Annotated in this window: 22 protein-coding genes, 1 tRNA gene and 1 pseudogene; 9 read left to right on the forward strand and 15 right to left on the reverse strand. The window is 69.5% G+C overall.

The window, feature by feature from the left end; genetic code table 11:
• Positions 1-291 precede the first annotated feature (291 nt).
• Positions 292-528 (forward strand): hypothetical protein, encoded by a 237-nt coding sequence (locus FHR84_RS08565; protein ID WP_179534968.1) that lies wholly within the window; start codon positions 292-294, stop codon positions 526-528.
• Entirely contained in the window at positions 525-656 is a 132-nt protein-coding gene (locus tag FHR84_RS21980; protein WP_218862588.1) for a DUF2000 domain-containing protein, read from the forward strand. The genes FHR84_RS08565 and FHR84_RS21980 overlap by 4 nt, the downstream gene beginning before the upstream one ends.
• A gap of 245 nt (positions 657-901) precedes the next feature.
• On the opposite strand, the gene FHR84_RS08570 is transcribed toward FHR84_RS21980, so the two are convergent.
• Positions 902-973, reverse strand: a tRNA-Val gene (locus FHR84_RS08570).
• 95 nt (positions 974-1,068) lie between these two features.
• Here FHR84_RS08570 and FHR84_RS08575 point away from each other — a divergent pair.
• Positions 1,069-1,503 (forward strand): thioesterase family protein, encoded by a 435-nt coding sequence (locus FHR84_RS08575; protein WP_179534969.1) that lies wholly within the window; start codon positions 1,069-1,071, stop codon positions 1,501-1,503.
• 141 nt (positions 1,504-1,644) lie between these two features.
• Here the strand turns inward: FHR84_RS08575 and FHR84_RS08580 are convergent, their stop codons facing one another.
• The 4 genes from FHR84_RS08580 to FHR84_RS08595 all read right to left on the reverse strand — a co-directional run bounded on the left by FHR84_RS08580 (position 1,645) and on the right by FHR84_RS08595 (position 7,365).
• Entirely contained in the window at positions 1,645-2,631 is a 987-nt protein-coding gene (locus FHR84_RS08580; protein ID WP_179534970.1) for a hypothetical protein, read from the reverse strand.
• 373 nt (positions 2,632-3,004) lie between these two features.
• Positions 3,005-5,233 carry an MMPL family transporter gene (locus FHR84_RS08585; RefSeq protein ID WP_179534971.1) on the reverse strand — a complete coding sequence of 743 codons (2,229 nt, stop codon included), beginning with the start codon at positions 5,231-5,233 and terminating at the stop codon, positions 3,005-3,007.
• Positions 5,234-5,239: 6 nt separating this feature from the next.
• Positions 5,240-5,833: a TetR/AcrR family transcriptional regulator gene (locus tag FHR84_RS08590; protein ID WP_343075204.1), complete on the reverse strand. Its 594-nt coding sequence runs from the start codon at positions 5,831-5,833 to the stop codon at positions 5,240-5,242.
• 311 nt (positions 5,834-6,144) lie between these two features.
• The gene (locus FHR84_RS08595; RefSeq protein WP_179534972.1) at positions 6,145-7,365 is read right to left on the reverse strand and encodes an NADP-dependent isocitrate dehydrogenase; all 1,221 of its coding nucleotides are present in this window, start codon (positions 7,363-7,365) and stop codon (positions 6,145-6,147) included.
• 288 nt (positions 7,366-7,653) lie between these two features.
• Between FHR84_RS08595 and FHR84_RS08600 the strand changes: the two genes are divergently transcribed.
• From FHR84_RS08600 to FHR84_RS08615, 4 genes are all read left to right on the forward strand, one after another.
• Positions 7,654-8,484 (forward strand): metal-dependent hydrolase, encoded by an 831-nt coding sequence (locus FHR84_RS08600; protein ID WP_179534973.1) that lies wholly within the window; start codon positions 7,654-7,656, stop codon positions 8,482-8,484.
• A 121-nt stretch (positions 8,485-8,605) separates the two neighbouring features.
• Positions 8,606-9,106 carry a hypothetical protein gene (locus FHR84_RS08605; RefSeq protein ID WP_179534974.1) on the forward strand — a complete coding sequence of 167 codons (501 nt, stop codon included), beginning with the start codon at positions 8,606-8,608 and terminating at the stop codon, positions 9,104-9,106.
• Between the two features lie 122 nt (positions 9,107-9,228).
• Positions 9,229-9,423, forward strand: coding sequence for a DUF1918 domain-containing protein (locus FHR84_RS08610; protein ID WP_179534975.1), 195 nt, complete (start codon positions 9,229-9,231; stop codon positions 9,421-9,423).
• A gap of 220 nt (positions 9,424-9,643) precedes the next feature.
• Entirely contained in the window at positions 9,644-10,489 is an 846-nt protein-coding gene (locus FHR84_RS08615) for a DUF4253 domain-containing protein (protein WP_179534976.1), read from the forward strand.
• 138 nt (positions 10,490-10,627) lie between these two features.
• On the opposite strand, the gene FHR84_RS08620 is transcribed toward FHR84_RS08615, so the two are convergent.
• The 3 genes from FHR84_RS08620 to FHR84_RS08630 all read right to left on the reverse strand — a co-directional run bounded on the left by FHR84_RS08620 (position 10,628) and on the right by FHR84_RS08630 (position 12,951).
• Positions 10,628-10,921 carry a DUF3017 domain-containing protein gene (locus FHR84_RS08620; protein WP_179534977.1) on the reverse strand — a complete coding sequence of 98 codons (294 nt, stop codon included), beginning with the start codon at positions 10,919-10,921 and terminating at the stop codon, positions 10,628-10,630.
• Positions 10,922-11,093: 172 nt separating this feature from the next.
• Complete coding sequence (locus FHR84_RS08625) at positions 11,094-11,945, reverse strand: bifunctional methylenetetrahydrofolate dehydrogenase/methenyltetrahydrofolate cyclohydrolase (RefSeq protein ID WP_179534978.1); 852 nt, start codon at positions 11,943-11,945, stop codon at positions 11,094-11,096.
• Positions 11,926-12,951, reverse strand: a complete 1,026-nt coding sequence (locus tag FHR84_RS08630; protein WP_179534979.1) for a DMT family transporter — start codon at positions 12,949-12,951, stop codon at positions 11,926-11,928. Before FHR84_RS08630 ends, FHR84_RS08625 begins: the two co-directional genes overlap by 20 nt.
• A gap of 399 nt (positions 12,952-13,350) precedes the next feature.
• On the opposite strand from FHR84_RS08630, the gene FHR84_RS08635 reads away from it, so the two are divergent.
• Complete coding sequence (locus tag FHR84_RS08635; RefSeq protein WP_179534980.1) at positions 13,351-16,119, forward strand: glycohydrolase toxin TNT-related protein; 2,769 nt, start codon at positions 13,351-13,353, stop codon at positions 16,117-16,119.
• Positions 16,120-16,516: 397 nt separating this feature from the next.
• Here FHR84_RS08635 and FHR84_RS08640 read toward each other — a convergent pair whose 3' ends face one another.
• Positions 16,517-16,987, reverse strand: a complete 471-nt coding sequence (locus FHR84_RS08640) for a universal stress protein (RefSeq protein WP_343075205.1) — start codon at positions 16,985-16,987, stop codon at positions 16,517-16,519.
• Between the two features lie 507 nt (positions 16,988-17,494).
• Here FHR84_RS08640 and FHR84_RS08645 point away from each other — a divergent pair.
• Positions 17,495-18,409, forward strand: a complete 915-nt coding sequence (locus FHR84_RS08645) for an NmrA family NAD(P)-binding protein (RefSeq protein ID WP_179534981.1) — start codon at positions 17,495-17,497, stop codon at positions 18,407-18,409.
• A gap of 147 nt (positions 18,410-18,556) precedes the next feature.
• Here FHR84_RS08645 and purH read toward each other — a convergent pair whose 3' ends face one another.
• The 6 genes and pseudogenes from purH to sucC form a co-directional block, all read right to left on the reverse strand.
• Positions 18,557-20,125: a bifunctional phosphoribosylaminoimidazolecarboxamide formyltransferase/IMP cyclohydrolase gene (gene purH / locus FHR84_RS08650; RefSeq protein WP_343075230.1), complete on the reverse strand. Its 1,569-nt coding sequence runs from the start codon at positions 20,123-20,125 to the stop codon at positions 18,557-18,559.
• Between the two features lie 42 nt (positions 20,126-20,167).
• A pseudogene (purN, locus tag FHR84_RS23210) lies at positions 20,168-20,776 on the reverse strand (phosphoribosylglycinamide formyltransferase); the annotation flags it as partial.
• 301 nt (positions 20,777-21,077) lie between these two features.
• Positions 21,078-22,619 carry a cell division protein PerM gene (locus FHR84_RS08655; protein WP_179534983.1) on the reverse strand — a complete coding sequence of 514 codons (1,542 nt, stop codon included), beginning with the start codon at positions 22,617-22,619 and terminating at the stop codon, positions 21,078-21,080.
• A 220-nt stretch (positions 22,620-22,839) separates the two neighbouring features.
• Positions 22,840-23,706 (reverse strand): DUF5336 domain-containing protein, encoded by an 867-nt coding sequence (locus FHR84_RS08660; RefSeq protein ID WP_179534984.1) that lies wholly within the window; start codon positions 23,704-23,706, stop codon positions 22,840-22,842.
• A gap of 225 nt (positions 23,707-23,931) precedes the next feature.
• Positions 23,932-24,816, reverse strand: a complete 885-nt coding sequence (gene sucD / locus FHR84_RS08665) for a succinate--CoA ligase subunit alpha (RefSeq protein WP_179534985.1) — start codon at positions 24,814-24,816, stop codon at positions 23,932-23,934.
• A gap of 13 nt (positions 24,817-24,829) precedes the next feature.
• A complete protein-coding gene (gene sucC, locus FHR84_RS08670) occupies positions 24,830-25,996 on the reverse strand; it encodes an ADP-forming succinate--CoA ligase subunit beta (protein ID WP_179534986.1) in 1,167 nt (388 codons plus the stop codon).
• Positions 25,997-26,023: the final 27 nt, after the last annotated feature.

A 26,023-nucleotide genomic window follows, 5' to 3' on the forward strand; every position in this document is an offset into this window, starting at 1 on the left:
ATGTGGTACGCGCTCACAACACCGAATGATCCCCGACCGCCACGACCTCGCCGCCCGAACCGGCCTCCCCGCGAGGCCCTCCGACCGGGTCCGCGACGGCTTTCCGAGAACCTGCCCCTGGGGGAAAGCCTCGACACCACATCGGCGTCGAGGCGGGGCCGGGGAGCTGAGGCTCCCCGGCCCGCAGGGGACGACGGAACCCAGCCGGGCGCGCCACCGGCACCCGTTGGAACCGGTGCCGACTGTCCGGTTCGGCGTCCCGGCCCTCCGGGCCACCACATGGACTCACCGATGTCCGGGGACGGCGCGGGGACCGGCGACGAACGCACGATCAGCGTATCCGGCGGCACCCCGAACGCCACTATGAACGCCGGCAGGGTCAGGAACGGGATCGGCAGCACGGCCGGTGCCGCGAGCACCACTCCGGCGGAGGTGCTCGGTGAGCCGCACCAGGACGCCGACGCGGACGAGCTCTGGCGCTGTCCCGGCAACCGGGGCTGGCCCTCGAGGGCAGCACGGAGATCTTGACCCGAGTGCGCTCCCGCGCCGCCGTCCGGGCAGTTCCGCGGGAGGAGCTCGATCCGGTGGGGCCGGCCGCGCACGGACCGCGCAACGCCGTGGACGAGGCGCTCGAGGTAGCCCGGATGCATCCGTGAGTCCGCTCGGAACGACGTGCGAAACGTTCCGGAGAGCCGGACAGGGCGCGTATGCCGTGCTGCTTCTTCCGGTTCAGCTACTGTCCGAAAAAGACACCGGGGACGAACCCCTCGCCAGGGTGATTCCGCATGGGGCCGAAGGCTCACCGAGACGGCGCACGCGGTGGACGGACCAGCTGGTGGTGGGTCGGCGGCGAATCACGCCCACAACGTGATCGGGCCGTGCTCCCCGAAAGAAGAACGAGTGCGCGATGCTGGGATCGAACCAGCGACCTCTACCGTGTCAAGGTAGCGCTCTCCCGCTGAGCTAATCGCGCCCGTCCGGCCTCCGCCGAACACGAAACATCTTACCGGCCGTGACGATCATCCTTGACACGGGGGTGGGCACTGCCGGGCACGTTAGGCTCCCCGCGTGTCCGACTTTGCCGATCCTCCTCCCAAGCGTAGCGATTTCGGTGTGCTGTGGCCGATAACCACCCGCTGGTCCGACAACGACGCCTACGGCCACGTCAACAACGTGACCCACTACTCGTGGTTCGACACGGCCGTGAACGGCTGGCTGATGCGGGCCACGGGAGCCGACATCCGCAGGCTCTCCGCGATCGGCGTGGTCGCCGAGACCGGCTGCCGCTACCTGTCCGAACTGAGCTTTCCCGACGAGGTCGAGGTCGGCATCGGACTGCGCAGGCTGGGCAACTCCAGCGTCACCTACGGGCTGGCCGTGTTCGGCAACGGCAGTGAACAGCCCGCCTCGCTGGGCAGGTTCGTGCACGTCTACGTGGACCGCGAAACGCGCATCACCGTTCCCGTGCCGGAGGAGATCCGCGCGGCGCTGCGGCAGCTGTAGCGGCCGGTTCCCCGGTGCTTCCCGGTTATAGGCGAAACCGGGCGGTCCGCCGCTCCCGGTTTCCCTCTCCCCGTGGAAGAATTCGGGGAGTGGGGACAACGCCCGGTTATAGGCGAAACTGCGGGGACCACGCGGGGGAGTTCAGCCGGCCAGGACTCCCGAGCGGAGCACCAGCGGGGGGAGCACCCCGCCGAGGATGACCACCGGCGCCACGGCCGCGAGCACTGCCAGCACCCCGGTCCGCCGTGCCAACCGCGCCGTCACGCCGAACCCCGCGGCGCCCAGCAGCGCGAACAGGACAACGTCGAACCCGTATCCGATGCGCAGCTCCTGCTGCTTCCACAGCGCCCACAGCGCCATGCCGACGAGGGTCCCCAGCGCGGCCGAGACACCGACCGCCAACAGCAGCATCGGCACGGGTCTGGTGATCCCGCTCAGCCGCATCATGCGGACCAGGAACCACGCCTGCACCACCAGGACGGCGGCGACGACGCAGTAGAGGGAAACCACGAGGGTCCAGGACTCCTGCTGGGGTGACATGGCCATGCCGAGCACGGCAAGCCCCCCGAACCTCAGCACCGCCCAAACCACCAGCACGAAATTGACCCCCAGCATCACGGCGCTCACGACCGCTCCCGTGGAAGCGCGCAGGGGTGCTCGTGGAGCCTCGGAAACGCGCGGCGCGAAGCGCGCGACCAGGGCGTGCCCCGCGGCGGCCGCCAGCGGGTACACCAGGACCTCCGCCAGCACGACCGGGTTCGGCCCCACCAGCGAACGCAGCAGCACGCCCGCGAGCGGAATCAGCACCGCGGACACACCGACACCCACCAGCAGTGTCGGCCCCGGCCTGCCGAGTCCGCACAACCTCATCGCGCGAGCCGTGAACCACAGGTGTCCCACCGCTACGGCGGCTGCGAAGCAGTAGAGCAGGATCCGGAAGAGCACCTCGCCCGCACCGGGCTGCGCCGACGCGGCCACCGTGCCGAAGACGTCCTGCTGCGTGATCCGGCGCAGTGCCCGGACGAGCAGTACGAGGTTGAACCCCAGCAGTGCCGCGGTGCCCACCGCCCCCGGTGCGACGGTTCCGGGTCTCTCCGGGTCGTCGTCGGCGACATCGTGATCGTTCATGCCCCCCACTTCACCAGTGGCCGGACCGAGCCGAGCAGAGCGAAACTACTCATCACCGCCCGATTCGTCCCCGGAAATCCTGATCAGCTCTTCCGCGGGGTGGTGGTGCCGGCTCCCGGTCATGGGCGGACCCGGGAAGCCCGGACCGCCCCGCGGTCCGCCCGGAGGACGCGTGACCTCCGGCCCGGGGCGATCCCGTTTCCGGGGACGAGTTCCGCGCGTTCGCCCCGGTTCCGGGGAGTGTCCGGGGTGCGCAGCTGGCCCCGGCCCCCGGAATCGGCCGCGCTCGCCCCTCGAACGCGAAGGTGGCCCGGCACCGAAGGAGTCTCCTCGGCGCCGGGCCACCGGTCCACTCACGGATCGGACTCGGCGGTCACGAGCCGATTTCCGCCCGCTTCCGCTCGTCGGAACCGGTCTCGCCGTGCGTCCCGTCCCCCTCGGTGATCGCGTTGCCCTCCACGTCGAGGGCGGGCAACCACCGCAGCCAGCTGGGCAACCACCACGCGGCCCTGCCGAGCAGCGCCAGCGCCGCGGGCATGAGGACCATGCGGACCACGAAGGCGTCCACCAGGATGCCGATCGCCAGCGCGAAGGCGATCGACTTGATGGTGGCGTTGCCCGCGGGAACGAATCCGGCGAACACCGAGAACATGATCAGCGCCGCCGCGACCACGACCGGGGCGGCCTGCCGGAAGCCGTTCACGATCGCGTCGCGGGGCGCGTGTCCCTTGTGGTACGCCTCGTGCATACGGGACACCAGGAAGATCTGGTAGTCCATCGCCAGTCCGAACAGGATGCCGATCATCAGGATCGGGGTGAGGCTGATCAGCGGTCCGGTGTCGTCGAGGTTGACCACGTTGCTCAACCAGCCCCACTGGAACACCGCCACGGTCGCGCCGAGCGCGGCCCCCAGGGTCAGCAGGAAGCCGAGCACGCCGACCAGCGGAACCAGGACGGAGCGGAACACCAGCACCAGCAGGATCAGCGCCAACCCCACGACCAGCACGAGGTAGACCGGCATGGCCTGGTCCAAGGACTTGGCGACGTCGACGCTGACGGCGGTGGTGCCGGTCACGTAGCTGTCGGCCCCGTTGATGCCGTCCAGCTGGTCCCGCATATCACCGACCAGCTGCTCGGTCTCCGCGCTGGCGGGCCCGGATTCGGGGATGACGGTGAGCATCGCGGCGTCACCGTCGGCGTTGGGCGTGGGTGGCGTGACGGTGGCGACGTCGTCGAGTCCCGCTATCGCACCGCCGGCCCGCTGCGCGGTCCGCGGCGCGTCGCTGCCCTCGAAGTAGGCCACGAGGGGACCGTTGACGCCCTCACCGAAGCCGTCCGCCAGCATCTGCTGCGCCCTGGCCTGCGTGGTGCCCTCCGACGGGGTTTGCACCAGGGTGGTCTGCATGGAGGCGGCGGGGATCGCCACGACTCCGAGCGCGACGAGTGAGAGCAGCAACGCGGGCACTCGAGCGCGGGTGATCGCGGTGATCCACCTCCGGTGGAAGCTCCGGTCGTTCGCGGAGCCCCTCTCGGCGCCGGTCCCGGAGTCGGCAGCGGAGCCGGTTCCGGCTGCCGGGGCGGTGCGCTGCTTGCGGGGCAGCACGCGGTGACCGAGGAAACCGAGCACGGCCGGCACCAGGGTGAGGGCCACGAGCACGGCCACGACGATGGTCGCCGCCGCCGCGAGCCCCATCTGGGTGAGGAAGGGGATCCCCACGACCGAGAGCCCGGCCAGGGCGATGAACACGGTGATTCCGGCCGTGAGCACCGCCGATCCCGCCGTGCCCACGGCGGTGGCGATGGAGGTCCTGATGTCGGTGCCCTGTCGCAGTTCCTGCCGGTGGCGATTGATGATGAACAGGGCGTAGTCGATCCCGACCGCCAGCCCCAGCATCGTCGCCAGGATCGAGGTGGTGGACTGCAACTCCATGAAGCCGGTGGCGATGCTGACGCCCAGCGCACCGATGCCCACACCGACACCAGCGGTGATCAGGTTCATCCCTGCGGTGACCAGCGAACCGTAGGTCAGCGCGAGGATCACCAGGGCGACGATGACACCGACCGCCTCCGCGGGACCCCCGACCGAGGGGGTGGCCATGACGGCCTGGCCGCTCACCTCGACGGTGAACCGACCGTCGTCGGCCTGCTCGACGACGTCCAGTATCGCGTTGCGTTGCTCCTCGGGGATCCCGCCGACGCTGCCGTCGTAGGTGACCGTGCTGTACGCCGTGGTCCGATCGGGGCTGACCGTCGGCGACCGCGGGTTCAGCGGGTCGCTGGCCGAGACCACTCCGGGCTGTTCGGCCAGTTCGCCGACGATGCCCTTGACCTCGGCGGCGTTGGCGGGGCTGGTCAGCTGCTGCCCGTCCGGGGCCCGCATCACCACCTTGGCGGTGGCACCACCTCCCGAGTCGAACTCCTCCTGGATCTTGTCCTGGGCGATCGTGGATTCCTGGCCGGGGATGGAGAAGCTGTCCGATGTGGGCCCGGACAGTGTCGCCGCACCCACGCCCGCACCGGCGAGGGCCACCAACCACACCAGGACGACGAGTAACCGGTGCCGCTGGGCACCGGCTCCCAGCCGGTATAACAGACGTGCCATGTGAAGTCAGTCCTCCAGCAGGTCGGAACCGTACGAAGAAGCGTCGGCGCCGGCGTGGCCGAGCGCGTCGAAGCAGGTGGCGATGATCCGGGGCCGCCACGTGGTCTTGTCGCCCTCGCGGTTGGCGGTCAACGTGAGCACGGCCAGCGCGCTCAGCGCACCGACGACCCGGATGAGTCGTTCCGTGCCCTGCTCCTCCGGGTCGAGGACGAAGATCTCGTGGATGAGCATGTCCTCCCCGTCGAGCATCACGGGGTGGTCACCCGGCGCCGTGATCGGCCGGAAGGCCAGGGAGACCAGCCCGGGTCTTTCCAGGGCCACGTCGGTCAGCAGTTCCAGCGCGCGCCGGTCCCGTCCAGGACCGGACGGCAGCCGGGCGACGTCGTCGAAGACCAGGCGGGCCTGCGCGCGTCCCATCTCCAGCGCGGCCTCGTGGATCGCTTCCTTGCTGGGATAGTGGTGCAGCAGGCCTGCCTTGGACAGGCCGACCGCCTCGGCCAGCGCCTTCAGCGATGTCTGGGCGAACCCGTGCTGGGAGAACAGCTCGGCCGCGCGGTCGAGGATCTGTTCGTCCACCTGCTCCCGGAACGGTCTTGTCACGTCTTCGACACTACAAGAGTTACCGACCGGTTCGGTCGGTAAAGCGACCGAATCGGTTTGTGATGCTCCTCCCAGTTGCAGGAAGAACCGGACGACCACGAGCCGGGGATCCCCTCCCGGTCCTCCGGTAACGGGCGAAAACGGGAGGCAGCGAGAAAAGCGCCGCCCCACCGTGCGGGGATCCGCACGACGGGACGGCGCGGCTGCGCTTCCGACGCACCCGCGTCGGAAACGACCACCCTGCCGAGCCGATCACCGGCGGGAGGTTCCGCCAGGAGAACGGCAGGGCCGGACGGCCCCGAGGACGGACCTCAGCGCTGGGCCATCTTCTTCTGCAGGTTCTCGTCCAGCGCGTTCAGGAAGTCCTGGGTGTTCAGGTGCCCCTGGTCACCGCCGACCAGCAGCGCGAGGTCCTTGGTCATCTTTCCGCTCTCGACGGTCTCGATGACGACCTGCTCCAGCGTCTTGGCGAACTCGACGACCTCGGGGGTCGAGTCCAGCTTGCCGCGCTGCTGCAGCCCGCGGGTCCAGGCGAAGATGGACGCGATCGGGTTGGTGGAGGTCTCCTGACCCTGCTGGTGCCTGCGGTAGTGCCTGGTGACCGTGCCGTGCGCGGCCTCGGCCTCGACGGTGCCGCTCTCGGTCATCAGCACCGAGGTCATCAGACCGAGGGACCCGAAGCCCTGGGCGACCGTGTCGGACTGGACGTCACCGTCGTAGTTCTTGCAGGCCCAGACGTAGCCACCCTCCCACTTCAGCGCGGTGGCGACCATGTCGTCGATCAGCCGGTGCTCGTACTCGAGCCCGTTGGCCTCGAAGTCCGCCTTGAACTCGTTCTCGTAGACCTCCTCGAACACGTCCTTGAACAGGCCGTCGTAGGACTTGAGGATCGTGTTCTTGGTGGACATGTAGACCGGGTAGCCCCGCTCGAGACCGTAGCGGAACGAGGCCCGCGCGAACTCCTCGATGGAGCGCCGGTAGTTGTACATGGCCATCGCCACACCACCCTCTTCGGGGAAGTTGGCGACCTCGAGCTCCATCGGCTCGGAACCGTCGGCCGGCGTGTAGGTGACGGTCACGGTGCCCGCGCCGGGGACCTTGAAGTCGGTGGCCTTGTACTGGTCGGCGTGCGCGTGCCTGCCGATGACGATCGGCTTGGTCCAGGTCGGCACGTACCGCGGGATGTTGGAGATGACGATCGGCTCGCGGAAGATCACGCCGCCGAGGATGTTGCGGATCGTGCCGTTCGGGCTGCGCCACATCTTCTTCAGCCCGAACTCGTCCACGCGGGCCTCGTCCGGGGTGATGGTGGCGCACTTGACGCCGACACCGTGCTTGGAGATCGCGTTGGCGGCGTCGACGGTCACCTGGTCATCGGTGGCGTCCCTGTTCTCGATGCCCAGGTCGTAGTAGTCGAGGTTGATGTCCAGGTAGGGGTGGATCAGCTTGTCCTTGATGAAGGACCAGATGATGCGGGTCATCTCGTCGCCGTCGAGTTCGGCGACGGTTCCCAGTACCTTGATCTTGCTCATGGTGGCGGGGTGCTCCTCTCACGCGAGAAACGCAAACGGTACAAGCGTACTGCTAAACCGGCCGCCTGTGAGCCCCACCCGCCACCGCACCCGCTTCCGGGGTGAAACCCTCCGCTCAGCGCGACCCAGCACAGCAGGCCGCGCACTTCCGCGGCACCGCGAAACGAGTGAGCAACGACACAACAACGTCGCCGGGCCCCCACCGCGATCGGTGTTCCGGCGCGGGTCCCCCGGTGGCGACCGCCGGGAAGCTACGCTCGACACAGCACGTGATCTTGGAGGGAACTCGTGGCGACCGGACCCACCCACGCGATGAGCGGACTCGCCGCCTGGGCCGCCGTGACGGCGGCGGCGGGTACGCACACCATCGGCCAGCTCACCCCCAAGACCTGGGTGGTGGGGGCGACCCTGGCGACCGGCGCCGCACTGCTGCCGGACATCGACCATCCGAAGTCGACCGTGGCCCGCACCTTCGGCGGAATGTCGCGCGGGGTCTCGGCCGCCCTGAGCGGATTCAGCGGCTTTCTGTACCGCCTGACCAGAACCCAGCACGACAGCGACCGCTCGGGGACTCACCGGGGCTTCACCCACACCATCGTGTTCGCGATACTGGCCGGCCTGATCACCACGGCCATAGTGCAGAGCAGCAACGGCACCGCGCTCGGCGTGCTGATGTTCGTCTTCGCCGGACTCACCGTCCGGGGGCTGATGAACAACTGGTCCCCGCAGAGCGACGCACTGCTGATCGCGGCCGTTTCGCTGACCCTGACCATCGTGTGCTGGGCCTGGACCGGCAACCAGCCGCACGACGCTGCCGCGTTCGGGGTCGCGGTCATGATCGGGTGCGTCGCCCACTTCATCGGCGACGCCATCACCGAACAGGGCTGTCCGATGCTCTGGCCCATCCCCCTCAGCAGCCGGACCTGGTACCCGGTGGCACCTCCCAAGGCGTTGCGGATGAAGACCGGGGGGAAGGTCGAGCTGGCGATCATCGGGCCGGGACTCACCATCGCCGCCACGATCCTGTCCGCCGTGGTGCTCTACCGGGTCGGCGCCGTCCCGTGGCTCGCCGAACTGGGGCTCCCGCCGAAGGTGATGGCCTGGATAACGCCGAGCTGACCACCTCCCCACCGTCCCCGCACCGGAGCCGGGACGCGCGAAAGCACCTCCCCGGGTTCGTGGAGTCGGTAGGCTGCACGGGGCGGGAGAACGGAGAACCCGCGCCGACGACGGAGGACCCATGCGTATCCGCAGCAAGCTCGTGATGCTCGTTCTGGCCCTTCCCATGCTGACGGCCACAGCGGCGTGTGGCGAGTTGCAGGAGGCCCAGCAGGGCGTGCAGAACGCCCAGGAGGGCATCGACAAGGCCCAGAAGAACCTGGACACCGCCCAGAGCTGCGCCAAGGCCACCGGAGCAGTGCAGTTCATGCCGAACTTCTCCGATCCGCAGCAGGCCCAGGAGAAGGCCCGGAACAAGGCGGCGGAGCTCGGCAACCTCGCGGACCAGACCAGCGACCGGGCACTGCAGGAGGCCCTGCGCGACATGCAGAGCTCCGCCGAGCGGGTGGCGTCCGGAGAAGTGACCATCGACAACAGCGCCGAGTGGACCCAGCAGAAGCTCGCGCACGCTCAGCGGGTGCTCGACATCTGCTCCGGCAACTCCGGCGGTTCGGGAGGCTCCGGCGAGTCCGGCGACTCCGGAGGCTCGGAAGGCGGCGAGGGAGCCGAGGAGGCCGGCTGAGCCGTTCCGCTGACCGCTCGAGGATCACCCGCCGGATATACGCGGCTCACCCGGCACACACCTGCGAAATGTGGCGCCGGTCACCTAACCTGGAGGCACGACTCACTAGGAGGTGACTACTCATGAAGGCCACCACAGGAGAACGGTTGTACGTGCACAGCCGCACGGTCGAACAACCGGATCGTGCCGGGGTGATCCTCGAAGTCCGCGGGGAGAACGGGGAACCTCCGTACCTGGTCCGTTTCGACGACGGGCACGAACGACTCGTCTATCCCGGGGGCGACTGCGAGGTGGAAGGACATCCGGCGGGAGCCTGAGCCGTGTCCTCCGAGCGGGTCCCCGGACCTCCCGGAAGCACCTCAGGCACCCCCGGACGAGTGACATTCATTCCTTCGGAGGAGGAAAGGGCGTATCCCACTCATCGAATCACCGTCCTGCGTTCGGAGTTCGACCCACCGGAATGGCACACTGATCGCCAAAGCGATGATCCCAACCCGCCGCTCGCGGCGTGTGGCCGCTTGGTGAGGAGGCGGTGCAGTGCCATGGGAACCCCCGAAGGGCGAAACCGCGGCGGATCCGTTCGCAACGCTGCGGATCGGCTTCGCCGGCCGAGTCGAACTGCCGACCGGTGAACTACTGGCCGAGCAGTCCACCAGGATCGACGGTAACCACGATCCCGGTCCGCTCTGCTGGATAAGTAAGGAGCCCCCCTCCGCACAGCTGTTGGCGACACTGCGCGCCGAAAGCGGCTCCAACGGGCTGTGGCCGCTGTTGCTGGTGGACGACACCGAGCTGTACGGCGACCGCTGCACCGTCGGTGTGGTCACACCGGAACCGCGGGCCCACATCGACAAATGGCAACCGGGACAGGTGATGAGCAGGATCTGGGACGGCCTGTGCCAGATCGACTCCGAGCTCGGCCCGGCCTACGACGAGGACAGCCTCGCCCCGTTCGGGCACTCCTGTCCCGGACTCGCCCCGACCGGTGACCTGCTGGCCGACTCGACCGTGCTCGCCAATCAGCTGACCCAGCGGCTGCTGGACGAGCAGACCCGACTCGGCCTGGTGCCGGTCCCCCGCGGAGCCGACGCGCTCACCGTGCTCGGGTGGTCGGGAGCCACGAACCACGTCTCCCGCTCAGCCGGTCTGTCCGCGATGCTGCGCAGCTGGGAGGAACGCTTCGGGGCCCGCGTGCTGCGTCTCGGACCCGACCGGCTGGACCTCAGCGTGGCGGCCCCGCCCATCCGCGCGGAGCACGCCGCGGCCGTGGCGGCGGAGCACTGGACGTTCGCACCCGACCGGATCATGCAGGACACGGGCAGCATATCCGCGTACGCCGAGGAGATACGGGGCCGCAGGCAGTGGACCTTCTGGTGGGACTGACCGGAAGTTCGCCAGCCCGACAGGCGCAGGTGGTTCCGTGGCGGACCCCCGGGCGGCGCCCCGAGAACCCGCGACGGCGCCGGCTGCATAGCGGGACGTTTCGGCGCTGGGAGCGCCGAAAGGCCAAGCCCGCTCTCATCAGCCTGCCAGGGGGCCGCCCTTGATCGTGATGGCCACGAACACGATGACCGCTCCGAGCGCCCCGTAGAGCACCACGTCCACCGGGCGGCTCCGGATGGCCAGCAGACCGACCCGTTCCGTGGACAGCCCCGCCCGGAACACCGCGGCGAGCAGGAAAGCACCGCCGAGCAGGGTCGCGCCGTCCCGCCAGTGCGACATCGCCACGCGCAGAATCCCGAGCAGCGCGACCAGCACCACGAGCGCGAACCACAGGTGCACCGAGCCGCGTCCACCAACGAAGCGGTCGAACATCGCCCCTCTCAGAAACTGTTCGCAGAACTTGATCAGTGGCTCGGGGAACCGACGGCTCGCTCGAGCCGAGCGCTCGACCCCGGAGCACGGGTTCCGGAACAAGCGCTCAGAACCCGTGGAACGCGGGACTCGACTGCGGAAACCCCCGCGTCCCACGAACGGGCCCGGTCGTTCACTCCGCCGCGCGCTCCGCGGCCTCGACCACGTTGTTCAACAGCATCGCGCGGGTCATCGGACCGATACCGCCCGGGTTCGGCGAGAGGAAGCCGGCCACCTCGGCCACGTCCGGGTGAACGTCACCCATCGGGCCGGACTCGCCGCGGGTCACTCCCACATCGAGAACGGCGGCCCCGGGCTTGATCATGTCCGGCGTGACCAGATTCGGCTTGCCCGCCGCGGCCACCACGACATCGGCCCTGGACAGCTCGGCGGCGACGTCCTTGGTCCCCGTGTGGCACAACGTGACGGTCGCGTTCTCGCTGCGCCGGGTCAGCAGCAGCCCCAAGGGCCTGCCGACGGTGATCCCGCGACCGAGGACCGCGACGTGGGCTCCGTTGAGTTCGACCCCGTAACGCCGCAGCAGCTCGACGATCCCGCGCGGAGTGCACGGCAGCGGGGCGGGCTCGCCCAGGACCAGCCTTCCGAGGCTGACCGGGTTGAGCCCGTCGGCGTCCTTGCGCACATCGACCCGCTGCAGCAGAGCCCCGGTGTCGAGGTGGTCGGGAACCGGCAGCTGGACGATGTAGCCCGTGCACGCCGGGTCGGCGTTGAGCTCGTCGATCACGCCCTCGAGCTCGGCCTGGCCGACGTCGGCGGGGAGCTCCCTGCGGATCGACTCGATCCCGACCTGCGCACAGTCGTTGTGCTTGCCGCGCACGTAGGAGTGCGAGGCGGGGTCGTCACCCACCAGCACCGTGGCCAGCCCCGGCGTGCGGCCCTGTTCCGCGAGCGCGGCCACCCTGGGCCGCAGCTCGTCGTAGATGGCGTTCTTGGTGGCCTTACCGTCAAGAATCGTGGCGCTCACGGTTGGCTATCCTCGCAGATCTCGCGCGGGAGGACACTCCACCCCTTTCCACGGAGGCCACGGCGACCGCGAACAGCGCCAGACAGATCCCCACCACGGTGCCCACGTCCACGTGCGAACCGCTCACGGGCAGCAGGAGGTCCAGCGCCAGCGCGCCGATCAACTGCCCGGAGACGATGCCCATGCTCAACAGCAGCACCCCGGTGTAGTGCACCAGGACCGCCGAGCCCGACACGACGAATATTCCGAGCAGCCCGCCGATGTACAACCAGGGTGTGGCGGGCCAGTCGGCGGGGAAACCGTGCAGCACGACCTCCGCTCCGAAGGCCACCAGCAGCGCGACCGTCCCCGTCCCGAAGTTCAGCGTGGCAGCCGACACGGCGGAGTCCGCCGTCTGCTTGACGAGGCCGTTCATGGCCTGCTGCCAGGCCACCCCCGTCCCGGCGAGCACGGGAAGCAGCACCAACCAGCTCACATGGGCCGCGCCCAGCCGGGCCGAGACGGCGACGACCACGGCCACCAGGGCCAGCACCGCACCGAGCACCCGGGGAACGGTCAGGTGACGGGCGACTCCCGAACCGAGTCCCAGGCGGTCCACCACGAGTCCGCTGGCCACCTGCCCGCCGACCGCACCGACGGTGAACAGCGCGACGCCGAGCAGGCTGGCAGCCACGCTCTGACTGAACACGAGGAAGGCGCCGCAGACGCCGCCGACGCACTGCCAGGGTCTGATCCCCGTGCCGGCGCGGACGGTGCGTGCGAGCCTGCCGAAGCCGCGGCGCGCGCTCGGGGTCACGGCCACCACGACGAGCAGCACCGTCAACCCGCCCCCGAAGGAGACCACCGAAGCGGCCAACGGGTCCCGCAGCTGGGTCCCCAGAGCACCGTTCACACGGGACTGCAGAGCCAGCAGGAACCCCACGGCGGCTGCCCCCAGCACACCGAAACCGCGAGCGAGCAGTTCGGAACCGTGACTGTGGGAGCGAAGAACGGTCTCGGCACTCACGCGACGACCGTAACGGCTCACGCCCCCTCCGACCGCGCTGTTGTGACGGATCTGCCAACCGTTCCGCGCAGCGGTTCCCCGCTCGACTCGTGCGACTCCCCGATCGAGCGATAACGACCGCGGAGGGGTGTCCCGCCGAGCCGGCACTGGGCAGAGTGTGCGCACGAAACCTCGTCCGGCCCGCGCGAGATCCCGCGGCGGCGCGAGTCGCTCGGATGGAAGCTTCGGCGCTGCCTGCGCCGGAGCGCCGCACCAGTCGTCGACGCGACAGGAAAACACCAGCGGTTCGTTTCGACCAGCGGAAACCCGAAAGCCGGGCGACGTCTCCGGGCGTCGATCGAGTAACGTCAATGTGGGGTGGAGTCGGAGGGCCCGGTTGAGAGGGGGAGGATGACACCCATGTCGCGCCCGACAGCGATCAGCCCGGAAGAGCAGGAACAGATAGCACGCAGGATCGGGGTCCTGCTGCTGCAGGAGGCCCCCGAGGACTGGCAACAGGTTACCGTGGAGTACCGCGCCACGGGTGAGTATCACGACCTGCTCGCGGAAGTGACCCTGCAGGACGGCGATAGCCGAGCATGGGAGCCGCCGGAGGAGCTGAACGGAATCTTCGAGCACCTCCGTGAGGGCATGTACAGGCCCGACGTCGGCACATGGCTCAGCGCGCTGTACACAGTGGAGCGCCCGTCGAGCTACCGAATCGACATCAACTTCGACGAGGAGCCGCAGTGGCAGCAGCCGCTGCCTCCCGAGGCCTACGCCGAGGAGTTGCGCCGCTACCCGCGTTCCGAGGACAACGTCCCGGACTGGATGAGCGCGCGGTTGACGAGCACGCAGTCGTCGGACGCCCTGCCGGTTCGGGAACCCCGCCGTCCGGACGCCGAGCTGCCGGGACGGCCCGAACCGCACGAGGACGTCCCCGCCGGCGAGGAAGCCGCTGTTCCCCGGCTGACCACGGCGCGCGTGTTCGACGACGCGGACGAGCGGGGACGCCCGCTCGTCCAGAGCCGTCCTCCGCTCTCCCCGCAGGAGAGCGAACCGCTGCTGCGCTACCTCGAAAGCGCCCCCGTGGTGCTTCCCGCGGAGAGTTACGGGCCGGATCGACTGGATCCGAATCGGCCCGAGGCCGTCCCGGACAGCTGGCACAGTGACGGAACCTGGCTTTGGCCGGGCGCCGTGCCCTACTACCTGGCGCAGTACGGCATGCCGCCGCAGCCCGAGCTGGTCCAGCACGTCCGCTCCGCGAGTTTCACGGTCGTCGAACTCGACCCCGCCGTGCACGAGGCCGCCGAAAGAGCCGCTCGTGCCGCGGAGACCGCGGCCGAGGCCGAGGCCGAACACTCCGCGGACATCCCGGACACCCCCGAGGGGCTTCCCCTCGGGGACGCCGCCCTCGGCGAGACCGAAGCCGTCACGACGACCATGGCGACCACTTCGGAGGAAGCCGTTCCACATTTCGCCGAGCGACCGGACGAGGACGTTCCGGAGCACTCGGAGGAAGGCTTCCGGCAGGACTCGCCTTCCGAAGCACCGGCGCGTTCGTACGACGCTCCCGCGGACGCCCCGGAGGGCCCCCGGTTCACCGCGGAGGAGCCCCTCGCGCCGGAACCGTCCGCTCCGGGCACCGAGGACTCGGCCACGGCCCAGGAGGAACCGCGCTCCTTCGACGAAGTCGTCGCGGCGTCCCGCCACGGCCGCTCCGACGAGCAGGAGGAGGACGCGGAAACGATCTTCGCGCAGCTGCGTGAGCGGTTCGACGAGCTCGGGGTTCATCCTTCCGAGTACAGTCTCGGCCTCCGTTCGGAAGCGGTCAGGTCGCTGTTCGAGGAGGGGATCGACTGGGTCGTCACGACCCCGGACGACGACGAGGTGATGCGCTTCGTCCGCCCCGACCAGGCCTGCGCCTATCTGCTCGGCAGCCTGCTGCTCGACGGCTCCGAGGACTCCGGAAACGTTCCTCCCCCGTCCGATTCGGACATCGTCGAAGAACCCCTCGTCCAGGACGAGGACCGTCCCCTTCCTCCGGAGGAACCGCTCGAAACTCCCGGGATCGCCACCGAGGCGCGGGAGGCGGATCCCATCGAGGGCAGCGGACGAGAAGCGGAGGCTCCCCCCACCGAGTCCCCCCTGGGAGAGCTGCCCAAGCGGCGCGGTGCCACCGGCGCGGACCCCGCCAACGACTCCGGGGGGAACTTCCTGTTCGCGGCCACCGAGAGCCGTGACGACGCACCGGAGGACTCCGGCGGGCCGGAACCGTCCCCCGCCGCTGCCGGAAACGATCCCGGAGTTCCCGCGAGCCCTTCCGCCGAGGAGGTCTCGCCCGAGGAGCAGCAGTCCCCCGCGTCCGAGCCGGACCCGCTGTCGGAGCTGACTCCCGAGCAGGACCCCGAGCAGGAGATCGATTCGGCGGGCACTCCCCCGCCCGGACAGATGCCCCCTCCGTTGCCGAAGCGGCCTCCTCGTTCCGAGCAGCCGGGGGATTCCGAGCAGCCCGCTCCCGGTCAGGCCGCTCAGCAGCCCCCGGCTGCCCCGCCGCACGCCGCTCCCGGTTCGGACGGTCAGCAGCACCCGGGTGTTCCCCCGGCCGCACGGCCGGGAGGGGCCGCTCCACCGCCGCCTCCGCGGCCGCCGCACCCGAACGCGCCAGGAGCTCCCGGACAGCCACAGCCGGGTCCGGGCATGCAGGGACCCGCTCCGGGACCGGTCCAACCACCGCAGAACGGGCAGCAGCCCCCGATGGGTGGTCAACAACCCCCGCAGCAGGGGGCTCCCTCCGCACCACAGCCGCCTCGTCCCGGCGGGGAGCAACCCATTCAGCCGCTCCGGGGCGAACCACCGCTGACGTTGTACCGCAGCAGGCAGAACATGATGTTGCAGCCGGGCGCCGAGGTGGACCGCTTCGGCGATCCGGACGGCAACGTCATGTACGCCCTCCGCACTCCGTACAACCAGCGCTCGCTGCCACCGCAGTGGGCGAGCCGGAACTACTTCGCCTACCGCGTGCAGCGTCCCGTCCAAGTGCTGTGCGGCACGGCGGTTCCGTGGTTCGAACAGCCCGGGGGCGGCACCGCCTACGTGCTGCCCGCATCGGTCAACGAACTGCTCGCCGACGGCACTCTGGTGGCGTTGAACGGCAACGAGGCGATGCGGCCTCCGATGGAGGGCTGACCAAGCGACCGGTGGCGCGCGGTCGCGGGACGGGCTTCCGCCCCGCGACCGCGCGCAGCGGGTTCTCGGACCGCGCACCGGGCGTTTCGCGCGGAACCTCCGAAGCGCTCCGCCCCGGAGCGGGCGCTCTGAGCCCGAGCAGTCGGCACCGCCGCGGGGTTCCGCTCATCAGAACCCACCGAGCAAACCGAGTCCCCGAAAAATCCGTCACTCCAAAGCGAGCGCTTACGAGCCTGAGCAGCCCGACCGACCGCGGGTTCTCAGTCCCGGGTCTCGCGAGGACGGCCTCGACGTTGTGCAGGCCGCTACCCGATGTCGAGGATCCCGCAGCGAGACCCCGACCGAGGTTCCGCCACGGAACCCACCAAGCAAAAGGCACCGCCGACTCTCTTCCCCTTCAGGGGACGACAACCACCGGTCGCACCGCCTCGACCACCAGCGTCGCGGGGACGGTTCCGAGCAGCCCGCCGCGTCTGCGGGAACGGCCGACGACGATGAGATCGGAACGGTACTCCTCGGCCACCTGTTCCAGTCCCACGGCCGGATCGCCCCGGTGGTGGACGAAGTCCCAGTCGATGTCGACCCATTTCAGGTGGGTGACCAGTTCCTGTTTCAGATCGGCCACGAGGCTTTCGGCGGCCTCACTGGCCACCGCCACCCCCATCGGTGACCAGTAGGCCACTCCCCCGACGGCTTCGACGTAGACGAGCACCAGACGAGACCGCTCGCGCCGAGCGAGGCCCGCCGCCCATGCCGCGGCATGAAAACTGGCCGGGCTACCGTCCATCCCTACGACGATACCGCCCAGCCCGTCTTTGCCGATCTCGAAACTCGGCTCCGTGTGATCCATGGAGTCGTTTTCGGCCACGCCCGGATGGTAATCCTCGCCCACAGCCGAATCGTGCCGGTACGACATATTCGACATTCGCCACGTCGGCGACATCGACAGCCCGACGTGAACGCCCTGAGCGCTGGGAACGGGGCGGCCACGCACACCCCGTGAAGCCGTGGCCGCCCCGTGCGGTGTTCGAAGACGACACCACCGACGTGCCTCCGTGTTCCCCGGACGGGTGCCGGAACCCCGAACTTCCGGCACCCGCCACCACGGAGACGACCGTCGTCCACGCGCCGCACCCGGCACGGCGCGCTCCCCGCGAGGGTGGCCGACCCCCGACGTCGGCCACCGACTCGTTCGAACTCCTGTTCGAACGACTCCAGTAAACCGCACCCGAATTCCCGGGTCAAGGCGATCACTCGAACTGGTGATCGAATACCGCGAGCTCCGCTCCGAACATCACGAAACGACAACGAACCCTTCGGTCCGCTGTCCACATCTGACTGAATCGTGGAGGCCGCACCGACAGGAGGACATCGAGTGCCCGAAAAGGACGAACACCTGGTGATCGGCTCGAACGGCTTCCAGGGGGCCGCGGTGGCCCGCGCCCTGAAAGCGGGCGGCCACGAGGTCAGGGGGTTCACCCGGGGAAACGGCGCGACGAACCGGAAAACCCGCGACCTCGCGACGAGACACGGCGACCTGGCCGACCCGGACGCGGTACGCGAGGCGTTCGACGGGGTCACCCACGCTTCGGTCGTACTTCCGCTGGTGTTCGACGCGGAAACGATCGAGGCCTACGCGAACAACATCGTCACCGCGGCCCGCGCGGCGGGAGTGAAACGACTCGTCTACAACACGAACACACCGGTCCCCGAGCCGACCACCCGCCACGCCGCCTACGAGACCAGACGAGTCGCGGAACGGGTGTTCCTCGCCGGTGATCCTCCCGCCGTCGTGCTGCGCCCTCCGGTGTACCTGGACAACCTCTTCAGCCCCTGGAACGGACCGGACCTGGTGAACAACGGCGTGCTGGCCTACCCGTTCTCCGCGGACCGACGAGTGTCCTGGTTGTCGCACGACGACCTCGCCGCGGCCACGGTGGCCGCGCTGCACGCGGAAGGGGTGGAGAACACGGTGCTGCCGCTGGGAGGCCCCGAAGCGATCAGCGGGGACGAACTGGCCGCCGTCCTCGCCGGCGAACTCGGCGGGAACGTCACCTTCCGCCCGCTGACGGCATCAGGGTTCGAGAGCATGCTGCGGGGACCGCTCGGAGCCACCACCGCGGCCGGAATCGCGGGCATCTACCGCTGGCTGGACGACGACCCCGGCTCCGAACTGTTCCACGTCGACAACGGCCCGGCCGAACGCCTGCTGGGATTCGAACCCGCCCCCATCGCGGATTGGGTCCGCGCCCAGCCGTGGGAAGTCTGGAAGCACACCTCCACGGGATGACCGGAAGCGGTGCGGAACCGCCGCCGCTCGAGGCGCCCCGCGGCGCGGCGGGGACCGGCCCCGCCACCCGTGTTCCGGCACCCGGAGCGCGGGCCGGCCGGAGGTCCGCCGGCCGAGCCCGCACGAGACCCGAACGGAAAAGCTCTGTCAGTGGGCGAAGTGCCTGGTTCCGGTCAGGTAGAGCGGGACGCCCGCGGCGGCCGCCGCCGCGCTCACTTCCTCGTCCCGCACCGAACCACCGGGCTGCACCACAGCGCGCACCCCGGCGTCCAGCAGCACCTGCAGACCGTCCGGGAACGGGAAGAAGGCGTCCGAAGCGGCAACAGCACCGCGCACCCGGTCCCCGGAACGGGAGACCGCGAGCCTGGCCGCGTCGACGCGGTTGACCTGTCCCATCCCGACACCGACCGTGGCGCCGTCGTCCGCGAGCAGAATCGCGTTCGACTTCACCGCGCGGCAGGTGTGCCAGGCGAAGGCCAGATCCCGCAGCGTGGCCTCGTCCACGGGTTCTCCCGCGGCCAGCGTCCAGTTGGCCGGGTCGTCCCCGGAGGCGTCGATCGCGTCGGCCCCCTGGACCAGCAGGCCGCCAGAGATCGCGCGCATCTCGACCCGCCCCCCGTGCGGTGGCTGCGCGGTCAGGATGCGCACGTTCTTCTTGCGCGTGAGCACGTCCAGAGCGCCCTCGGCATAGCTCGGAGCGACCACGACCTCGGTGAACACCTCGGCGATCTGCTCCGCCATCGGAACCGAGACCTCGCTGTTCGTGGCGATCACGCCCCCGAAGGCGCTGACCGGGTCGCACTCGTGCGCCTTGCGGTGCGCCTCGGCGACGTCGCCGTCCGACACCGCGATTCCGCAGGGATTGGCGTGCTTGACCACCGCGACGCAGGTCCGCTCGTGGTCGTGCGCGGCTCGCCAGGCCGCGTCGGCGTCCACGTAGTTGTTGTAGGACATCTCCTTGCCGTGCAGCTGCGCCGCCGCGGCGAGACCGGTGGCGTCCCCACCCGAGACGTACAACGCGGCGGGCTGGTGCGGGTTCTCGCCGTAGCGCAGCGCACTGCGCCGCTGCCAGGTCTCCCCCATCCAGCCGGGGAAGCTCTCCTCCTCCGGACTGTTGTTCCTGGTCATCCAGCTCGCGACGGCCACGTCGTAGGAGGCGGTGTGCCGGAACGCCTCCGCGGCCAGCTCGGCCCGCTCGGTGAGGTCGAAACCGCCCTCGCGGACTCGCTCAGCCACCCAGTCGTACTTGTTCGGTTCCACCACGACGGCCGTGTTCGCGTGGTTCTTGGCCGCCGCGCGCACCATGGCCGGACCACCGATGTCGATGTTCTCCACGATCTCGTCCGCACCGGCTCCGGACTCGACCGTCCGCGTGAACGGGTACAGGTTGACCACGAGCAGGTCGAAGGCGGGAATGTCGAGCTCGCTCAGCTGATCGACGTGTTCCCGCTTGCGCTGGTCCGCCAGCAGCCCGGCGTGCACCCGAGGGTGGAGGGTCTTGACCCGACCGTCCAGCGCCTCGGGGAACCCCGTGACCTCCTCGACGGGGGTCACGGGGACGCCTGCTTCCGAGATCGTCCGGGCCGTGCCGCCGGTGGAGACGATCTCCACACCGGCCGCGTGCAGACCGGTGGCCAGTTCAAGCAGACCCGCCTTGTCCGAAACGCCGATCAACGCGCGCCGCACCGGCCGCCGTTGTTGCGAGTTCGTGGTCACGCCGATACTCACCTTTCGTCCCCGCACGGTCCAGCCGTGCTCTGCCAGCCGTTCCAGCGTTCGCACCAGCGTCCGCCGTTCCTCGGCCTTGATTCGTTCGTGCAGAGTCCGCTCGTCGTCATCGGGAAGCACCTCGACCGCCTGCTGAGCCAGGATCGGTCCGGTGTCCACCCCTTCGTCGACGACGAACAAGGTACAGCCGGTCACCCGGACGCCGTATTCCAGCGCGTCGCGGACGCCGCGCATACCGGGGAACGAGGGCAGCAGCGCGGGATGGCTGTTCAGGTAACGCCCCCCGAAGCGGGCGAGGAAGTCGGTGCCGACGAGCTTCATGAAGCCCGCCGAGACCACCAGGTCCGGCTGGTGGGCAGCACACTCCTCGGCAAGGGCCCGGTCCCATTCCCGCCTGCTCGAATGGTCCTTCAACCGGCAGGTGAACGTGGGAACACCCGCGCGTTCGGCCCGTTCCGTACCGGCCGTACCCGTGCGGTCCGCGCCCACCGCGACCACTCGCACCGGGTAGTTCGGGTCTTCGACGGCGTCCAACAGCGCCTGCAGCAGGCTGCCGGAACCGGACACCAGGACGACCACCCGCACTGGGCTGGACGGTCGAAAACTCCGGACGCCGGATTCCGCTTCCTCCGGCGACACGCTCTGTTGCTCCGCGGCGGTGGGGAGTGGGGCGCTCAGTGTGCACTCCTGACGACGGCCTGAGGGTTCCGCTTGATGTCACACGCAGACTAAGCGCCCTGTTCACGATCATCACAGGCAGGTCCCCACCCGAGTGGTATGCCCCTCACCGAGATTCTCCGCTCTCGCCCGTCGCAGGTGCTCGGGGCCGTTTCGGCACCAGGAGCACCTGCGGGGAAGACCCGGCTCCAACCGACGACTCGACCGGAAAAGCTCTGCCTGCGAATGCGCTGCCCCCGCGTTCCGGTGTCCGCTGGGCCTCTCAGCCGGAGCGGGGTTCCGGAGCGGCAGCCACACTGTACGAATCTTTTTCGTTTTCTTGGCTGGAAACTTCCTCGTCCGCGCCCGGCGGAGCGGTCTCCCCGGAGTCCGGGGAGACCGCTCCGCCGGTTTCCTCCGCAGCCCGCTCCGGCCCCGGGTCCTCCACTTCGGCCGGTTCCGCTCCGGCCGATTCCACTTCTGCAGGATCCTCGGCCTCCACCTGCTCCGGTTCCTCCGCCGTGTCCGGCTCCTCGGCGGGCTCCGGGGCGGAATCCCACTCGGCGGACTCGGCCCACCCGGGCTCCGCTCCGGCCCGCTCCTCCTCCGAACCGGCTCGAAGGGACCCGGCCGCGCCTTCCTCCCGGTCCTCGGCACGCCACACCCCGAGCAACCACGCGGTCGAGAAGGCACCAACCATCAACCATCCGGCCGTGGCCAGGGCGGCGGGCACGGGCCGTGGTGCGAAGGGGCCGTGAACCCCGCCCAGGCCGCCCCCGGCCAGCAGGGCCAGCGACAGCACGAACAACGCCACCGGAACCGTCGCGAGAGCGAGCACGCGCATTCGTCCGTCCTCCCGCGCGGTGACCCGCCGACAGTGCGCCCCGAGCGCCACCCCGACGAGCACGGGCACCGCGAGCACCCCGACCAACCACCCCGGCGGGCTCTCCTCTGGCAGCACGCCGAACAGCGGCAGCACCGGAAGCGGGTGCGACAACGCCCCTCCGAACGGGGTGAACGTGGTATCGCCCATCGAGAAGCCCACTCCGGTGGCGAAGGCCCAACCACCGACGACCACGTTCGGCACGTACAGCACCGAGACCAGGGACGCACCCGCGCCTGCTCCCGCACTGCCCAGCTCGACCGAGCGCGCCTGCAGTTCGGGCAGACTCGCGCAGAAGGCGCCCAGGAACACGATCGCTCCCGCGGCGACCACACCGGCGGAGGCCAGCACCCCCTCGCGCAGGGCCAGCCACATCGGGCGGGACAGACGCTGCCACAGCAGGTAGAGAACCCCGCACCTGTCCACAGTGCCCACGAAAGCCGCGAAAGCGGCCGTCGAACCGCAGTGGACGAAGGCCCGCCACGGGGCGGCGCGCACCGGTGAACCGTCGGTGCCGAGCAGCAGGGCGAACAGCGTTCCGAGCAACGCGTGGGACAGCCCCATCACGAGGATCACGGGGAGCAGCTGCTCCGGCTTGCGCAGCCGCGCCCGCCGCGCCACCTTCGCCGAGGCCCACGCGATCAGCGTCGCCGCCAGAGCGGTGGGCAGCAGCGGCAGAGCCGTCAGGGGCGCACCCTGGACGTGCAGGGGGACCTGGAAAACGGTCAGCCACCCCGGCACGGCGGCCACGAGCACACCGGACCAGGCGAACTCGGCGCGCGGGGAACTTCCCACGACGCAGGAGAGCAACACGGCCACGCCAAGGTAGCCGGACACCAGCACCAGCACGGACGCCAACAGCGTCTCGCGCGTCGCGCGTACCCACTGCCGGGTGGTGCAGGACTCGGCAGCGTCGATCTGAGCGGAATCGAGTGCCGTCACACGATCGAAGGTGTCAGCCACACACCGAGCGCTGGCGACGACGCGCCGCCGCACCCCCCGAAAGGGTGATCACGAGCTCGTGCGGGAACGGGGCCCGCTCACCGGTGTTCTCCGATCGAGCCGTCGGACGGGACGGGGCTTCCTCCGGCGCGGGCAGCGCCGAAAGCACCACCCGTGCGACGACCACGAGCGGTCGCCGCACGGCACGAGCACGGGGTCTTCAGCCCGGAGGCCGCTGACCGGGGTGGGGCATCTGCTGAGTGCCCTGCGGGCCTCCCGAGGGATCACCCTGCTGTCCCTGCTGCTCCTGGGAGGGCTGCTGCTCGTAGGGGTTCGGCCTGGCGTAGGGGTTCTGCTGGCCACCCTGGTAGGGCTGTTGAGCGAACGAGCCGGGCTGGGCGTACTCCTGCGGTTGGCCCTGTGGTTGCGCGGGCTGGGGCTGGCCGAACTGCCCGGGCTGGGCCGCGCCCTGGCCGGTTCCCGGAACGAAACCGCCCGACTGGGGGTTCCAGCCGCCCTGTTGCTGCGGTGCTCCCTGCTGCGGGGCACCGGGCTGGGCCGGGTACGGGCCGCTCTGCGGATTCCAACCCCCCTGCTGGGGCTGTCCCTGCTGCCCGGCCGGACCGGGATGTGCCACCTGCTGGGTGGCTCCTCCGCCCGCCGCTGGAGGTGTGAGGATCCGGTACTCGAACAGCAGCAGCCCCACCACGGCCACCGCCTGCAACAGGACCAGCAGCATCAGCACGATGGAGGAGGCCCCGCTGGTCGCGCCCGGGACGTCGGAGGTCCCCACGAGAACGACCTGCTGCAACATCGACAACGCCGCGTACACCGCGAGCGGAACCATCGCGACGGTCGAGCTCGGGACCCGTGGAAGCAACCACATCCCGGCCAGCACGGCAGTGGCGATCACGGCGAGTCCGGACACGCCGGTCATCGCGTTGGCCGCCGAACCGAAGAATCCGACGAACCAGCTGACCAGACCGAGTGCGGCCGTGGCGAGCGCGAGGATCGACTTCGCGTCCAGCTCGAATTTCGCCCGCTCCGCCGCGGCGGGTTGCTGGGGTGGTGGGTAGGGCGCGGGCATGGGAACTCCATCCTGACCGGAGAATCGTTTGACAGCGGTTCGGCGGTCATTCGTTCGAGGGGTGCGCCGGAACCTCGATCACGACGCTACCGAACCCGCGGGGACCGCGTCACAGGAACGCGAGGACCGGAGGACGCCCGGCGCACGGCCCCGCGACACGGAAACGCCGCCCGTCACACCCGCGTGCGGGCCGACGGACGGCGCATCCGTGCTACGGCGCGGTGATCAGCCGTTGATGATCGAACGCATCAACTTGGCGGTCGCGCTCGGCGTCTTGCCGACCTTGACCCCGGCTTCCTCCAGCGCCTCCTTCTTCGCGTCCGCGGTACCGGCGGAACCGGAGACGATCGCACCGGCGTGCCCCATCGTCTTGCCCTCGGGGGCGGTGAAGCCCGCGACGTAGCCGACGACCGGTTTGCTGACGTTGGCCTTGATGTACTCGGCAGCGCGTTCCTCGGCGTCACCACCGATCTCACCGATCATGACGATCGCCTCGGTCTCCGGGTCCTGCTCGAAGGACCGCAGCGCGTCGATGTGGGTGGTCCCGATGACCGGGTCGCCTCCGATGCCGACACAGGTGGAGAAACCGATGTCGCGCAGCTCGTACATCATCTGGTAGGTCAGGGTGCCGGACTTGGACACCAGGCCGATCTTGCCGCCCGCCGTGATGTCGGCCGGGATGATGCCCGCGTTGGACTTGCCCGGCGAGATCACACCGGGGCAGTTCGGGCCGACGATGCGGGTCCGGTTGCCGGTCGCGTTGGCGTGCGACCAGAAGTAGGCCGCGTCGTGCACCGGGATTCCCTCGGTGATCACCACGGCGAGGCCGATCTCGGCGTCGATCGCCTCGATCACGGCTTCCTTGGCGAACTTGGGCGGGACGAACACCACGGAGACGTCGGCCCCCGTCTCGGCCATCGCCTCTTTGACGCTGCCGAAGACGGGCAGCTGGCTGCCCTCGATCTCGACGCTCTGCCCTGCCTTGCGGGCGTTCACACCGCCGACGATGTTCGTTCCGGAACGCAGCATCCGAGCAGTGTGCTTGGTGCCCTCGGAACCGGTGATCCCCTGGACGATGACCTTACTGTTTTCGTTGAGGAAGATTGACACAGCAGCTCGCCCCTTATTCGCCCGCAGCCAGCTCGGCGGCCTTGTCGGCCGCGCCGTCCATGGTGTCGACCAACGTGACCAGCGGGTGGTCGGCCTCGGCCAGGATTCGCCTGCCCTCCTCGACGTTGTTGCCGTCGAGCCGGACCACCAGCGGTTTGGCCGCCTCGTCGCCGAGCATCCTCAGTGCCTGGACGATGCCGTTCGCGACCGCGTCGCAGGCGGTGATGCCGCCGAAAACGTTGACGAAGACGGACTTCACGTCCGGATCACCGAGGATGACGTCCAGTCCGGCCGCCATGACGTCGGCGGAGGCTCCTCCGCCGATGTCGAGGAAGTTGGCGGGCTTGACGTCGTTGTGCTCGGCTCCCGCGTAAGCAACCACGTCCAGAGTGGACATCACGAGACCGGCACCGTTACCGATGATGCCGACCTCGCCGTCGAGCTTGACGTAGTTGAGGTCCTTGGCCTTGGCCTTGGCCTCCAGCGGGTCCTCGGCGCCCTCGTCCACGTACTCGGACTGCTTGGAATTGCGGAACGAGGCGTTGTCGTCGAGGGTGACCTTGCCGTCGAGGGCGATGACCTTGCCCTGCGGGTCCTTGACCAGCGGGTTGATCTCGAAGAGGGTCGCGTCCTCGGCCACGAACGCCTCCCAGAGCTGGGCGACGATGGTGGTGACCTGATCGGCGATTTCCGCCGGGAACTTGGCCGCCTCGACGATCTCGCGGGCCTTGGCCTCGTCCACACCGTGAACCGGATCGATCGGGACCCTGGCCAACGCGTCGGGGTTGTTGGCCGCCACCTCCTCGATCTCCACGCCTCCCTCGACCGAGGCCATCGCGAGGAAGTTGCGATTGGCACGGTCGAGCAGGAATGAGAGATAGTACTCGTCCGCGATGTCGGAGGCCTCGGTGACCAGCACTTGACGCGTGGTGTGGCCCTTGATGTCTAGCCCGAGGATCGCCTCGGCCTTGGTTTCGGCCTCGGAAGGGGTCTCGGCCAGCTTGACACCGCCGGCTTTACCTCGCCCACCGGCCTTGACCTGGGCTTTGACGACCACGGGCCCGCCGATTTCTTCCGCGACTGCCTTGGCCCCGTTGGGATCATTGGCCACGGAGCCGGGCAGTGTCGGTATTCCGTGGGAAGCGAAGATCTCCTTCGCCTGGTATTCGTACAGGTCCACGCGACTCTCCTGCGACGTCGGTGTCGG

Origin of the sequence: Actinopolyspora biskrensis, from assembly GCF_013408175.1 — a bacterium.
In the GTDB taxonomy this organism is placed as follows: domain Bacteria; phylum Actinomycetota; class Actinomycetes; order Mycobacteriales; family Pseudonocardiaceae; genus Actinopolyspora; species Actinopolyspora biskrensis.

Coding starts and splice junctions, on each gene's coding strand:
- FHR84_RS08605 (WP_179534974.1), top strand. CDS start 8,606: ATGCGTATCCGCAGCAAGCTCGTGATGCTCGTTCTGGCCCTTCCCATG.
- FHR84_RS08585 (WP_179534971.1), bottom strand. CDS start 5,233: ATGGCACGTCTGTTATACCGGCTGGGAGCCGGTGCCCAGCGGCACCGG.
- FHR84_RS08660 (WP_179534984.1), bottom strand. CDS start 23,706: ATGCCCGCGCCCTACCCACCACCCCAGCAACCCGCCGCGGCGGAGCGG.
- FHR84_RS08635 (WP_179534980.1), top strand. CDS start 13,351: ATGTCGCGCCCGACAGCGATCAGCCCGGAAGAGCAGGAACAGATAGCA.
- FHR84_RS08580 (WP_179534970.1), bottom strand. CDS start 2,631: ATGAACGATCACGATGTCGCCGACGACGACCCGGAGAGACCCGGAACC.
- FHR84_RS08620 (WP_179534977.1), bottom strand. CDS start 10,921: ATGTTCGACCGCTTCGTTGGTGGACGCGGCTCGGTGCACCTGTGGTTC.
- FHR84_RS08595 (WP_179534972.1), bottom strand. CDS start 7,365: ATGAGCAAGATCAAGGTACTGGGAACCGTCGCCGAACTCGACGGCGAC.
- FHR84_RS08610 (WP_179534975.1), top strand. CDS start 9,229: ATGAAGGCCACCACAGGAGAACGGTTGTACGTGCACAGCCGCACGGTC.
- FHR84_RS08565 (WP_179534968.1), top strand. CDS start 292: ATGTCCGGGGACGGCGCGGGGACCGGCGACGAACGCACGATCAGCGTA.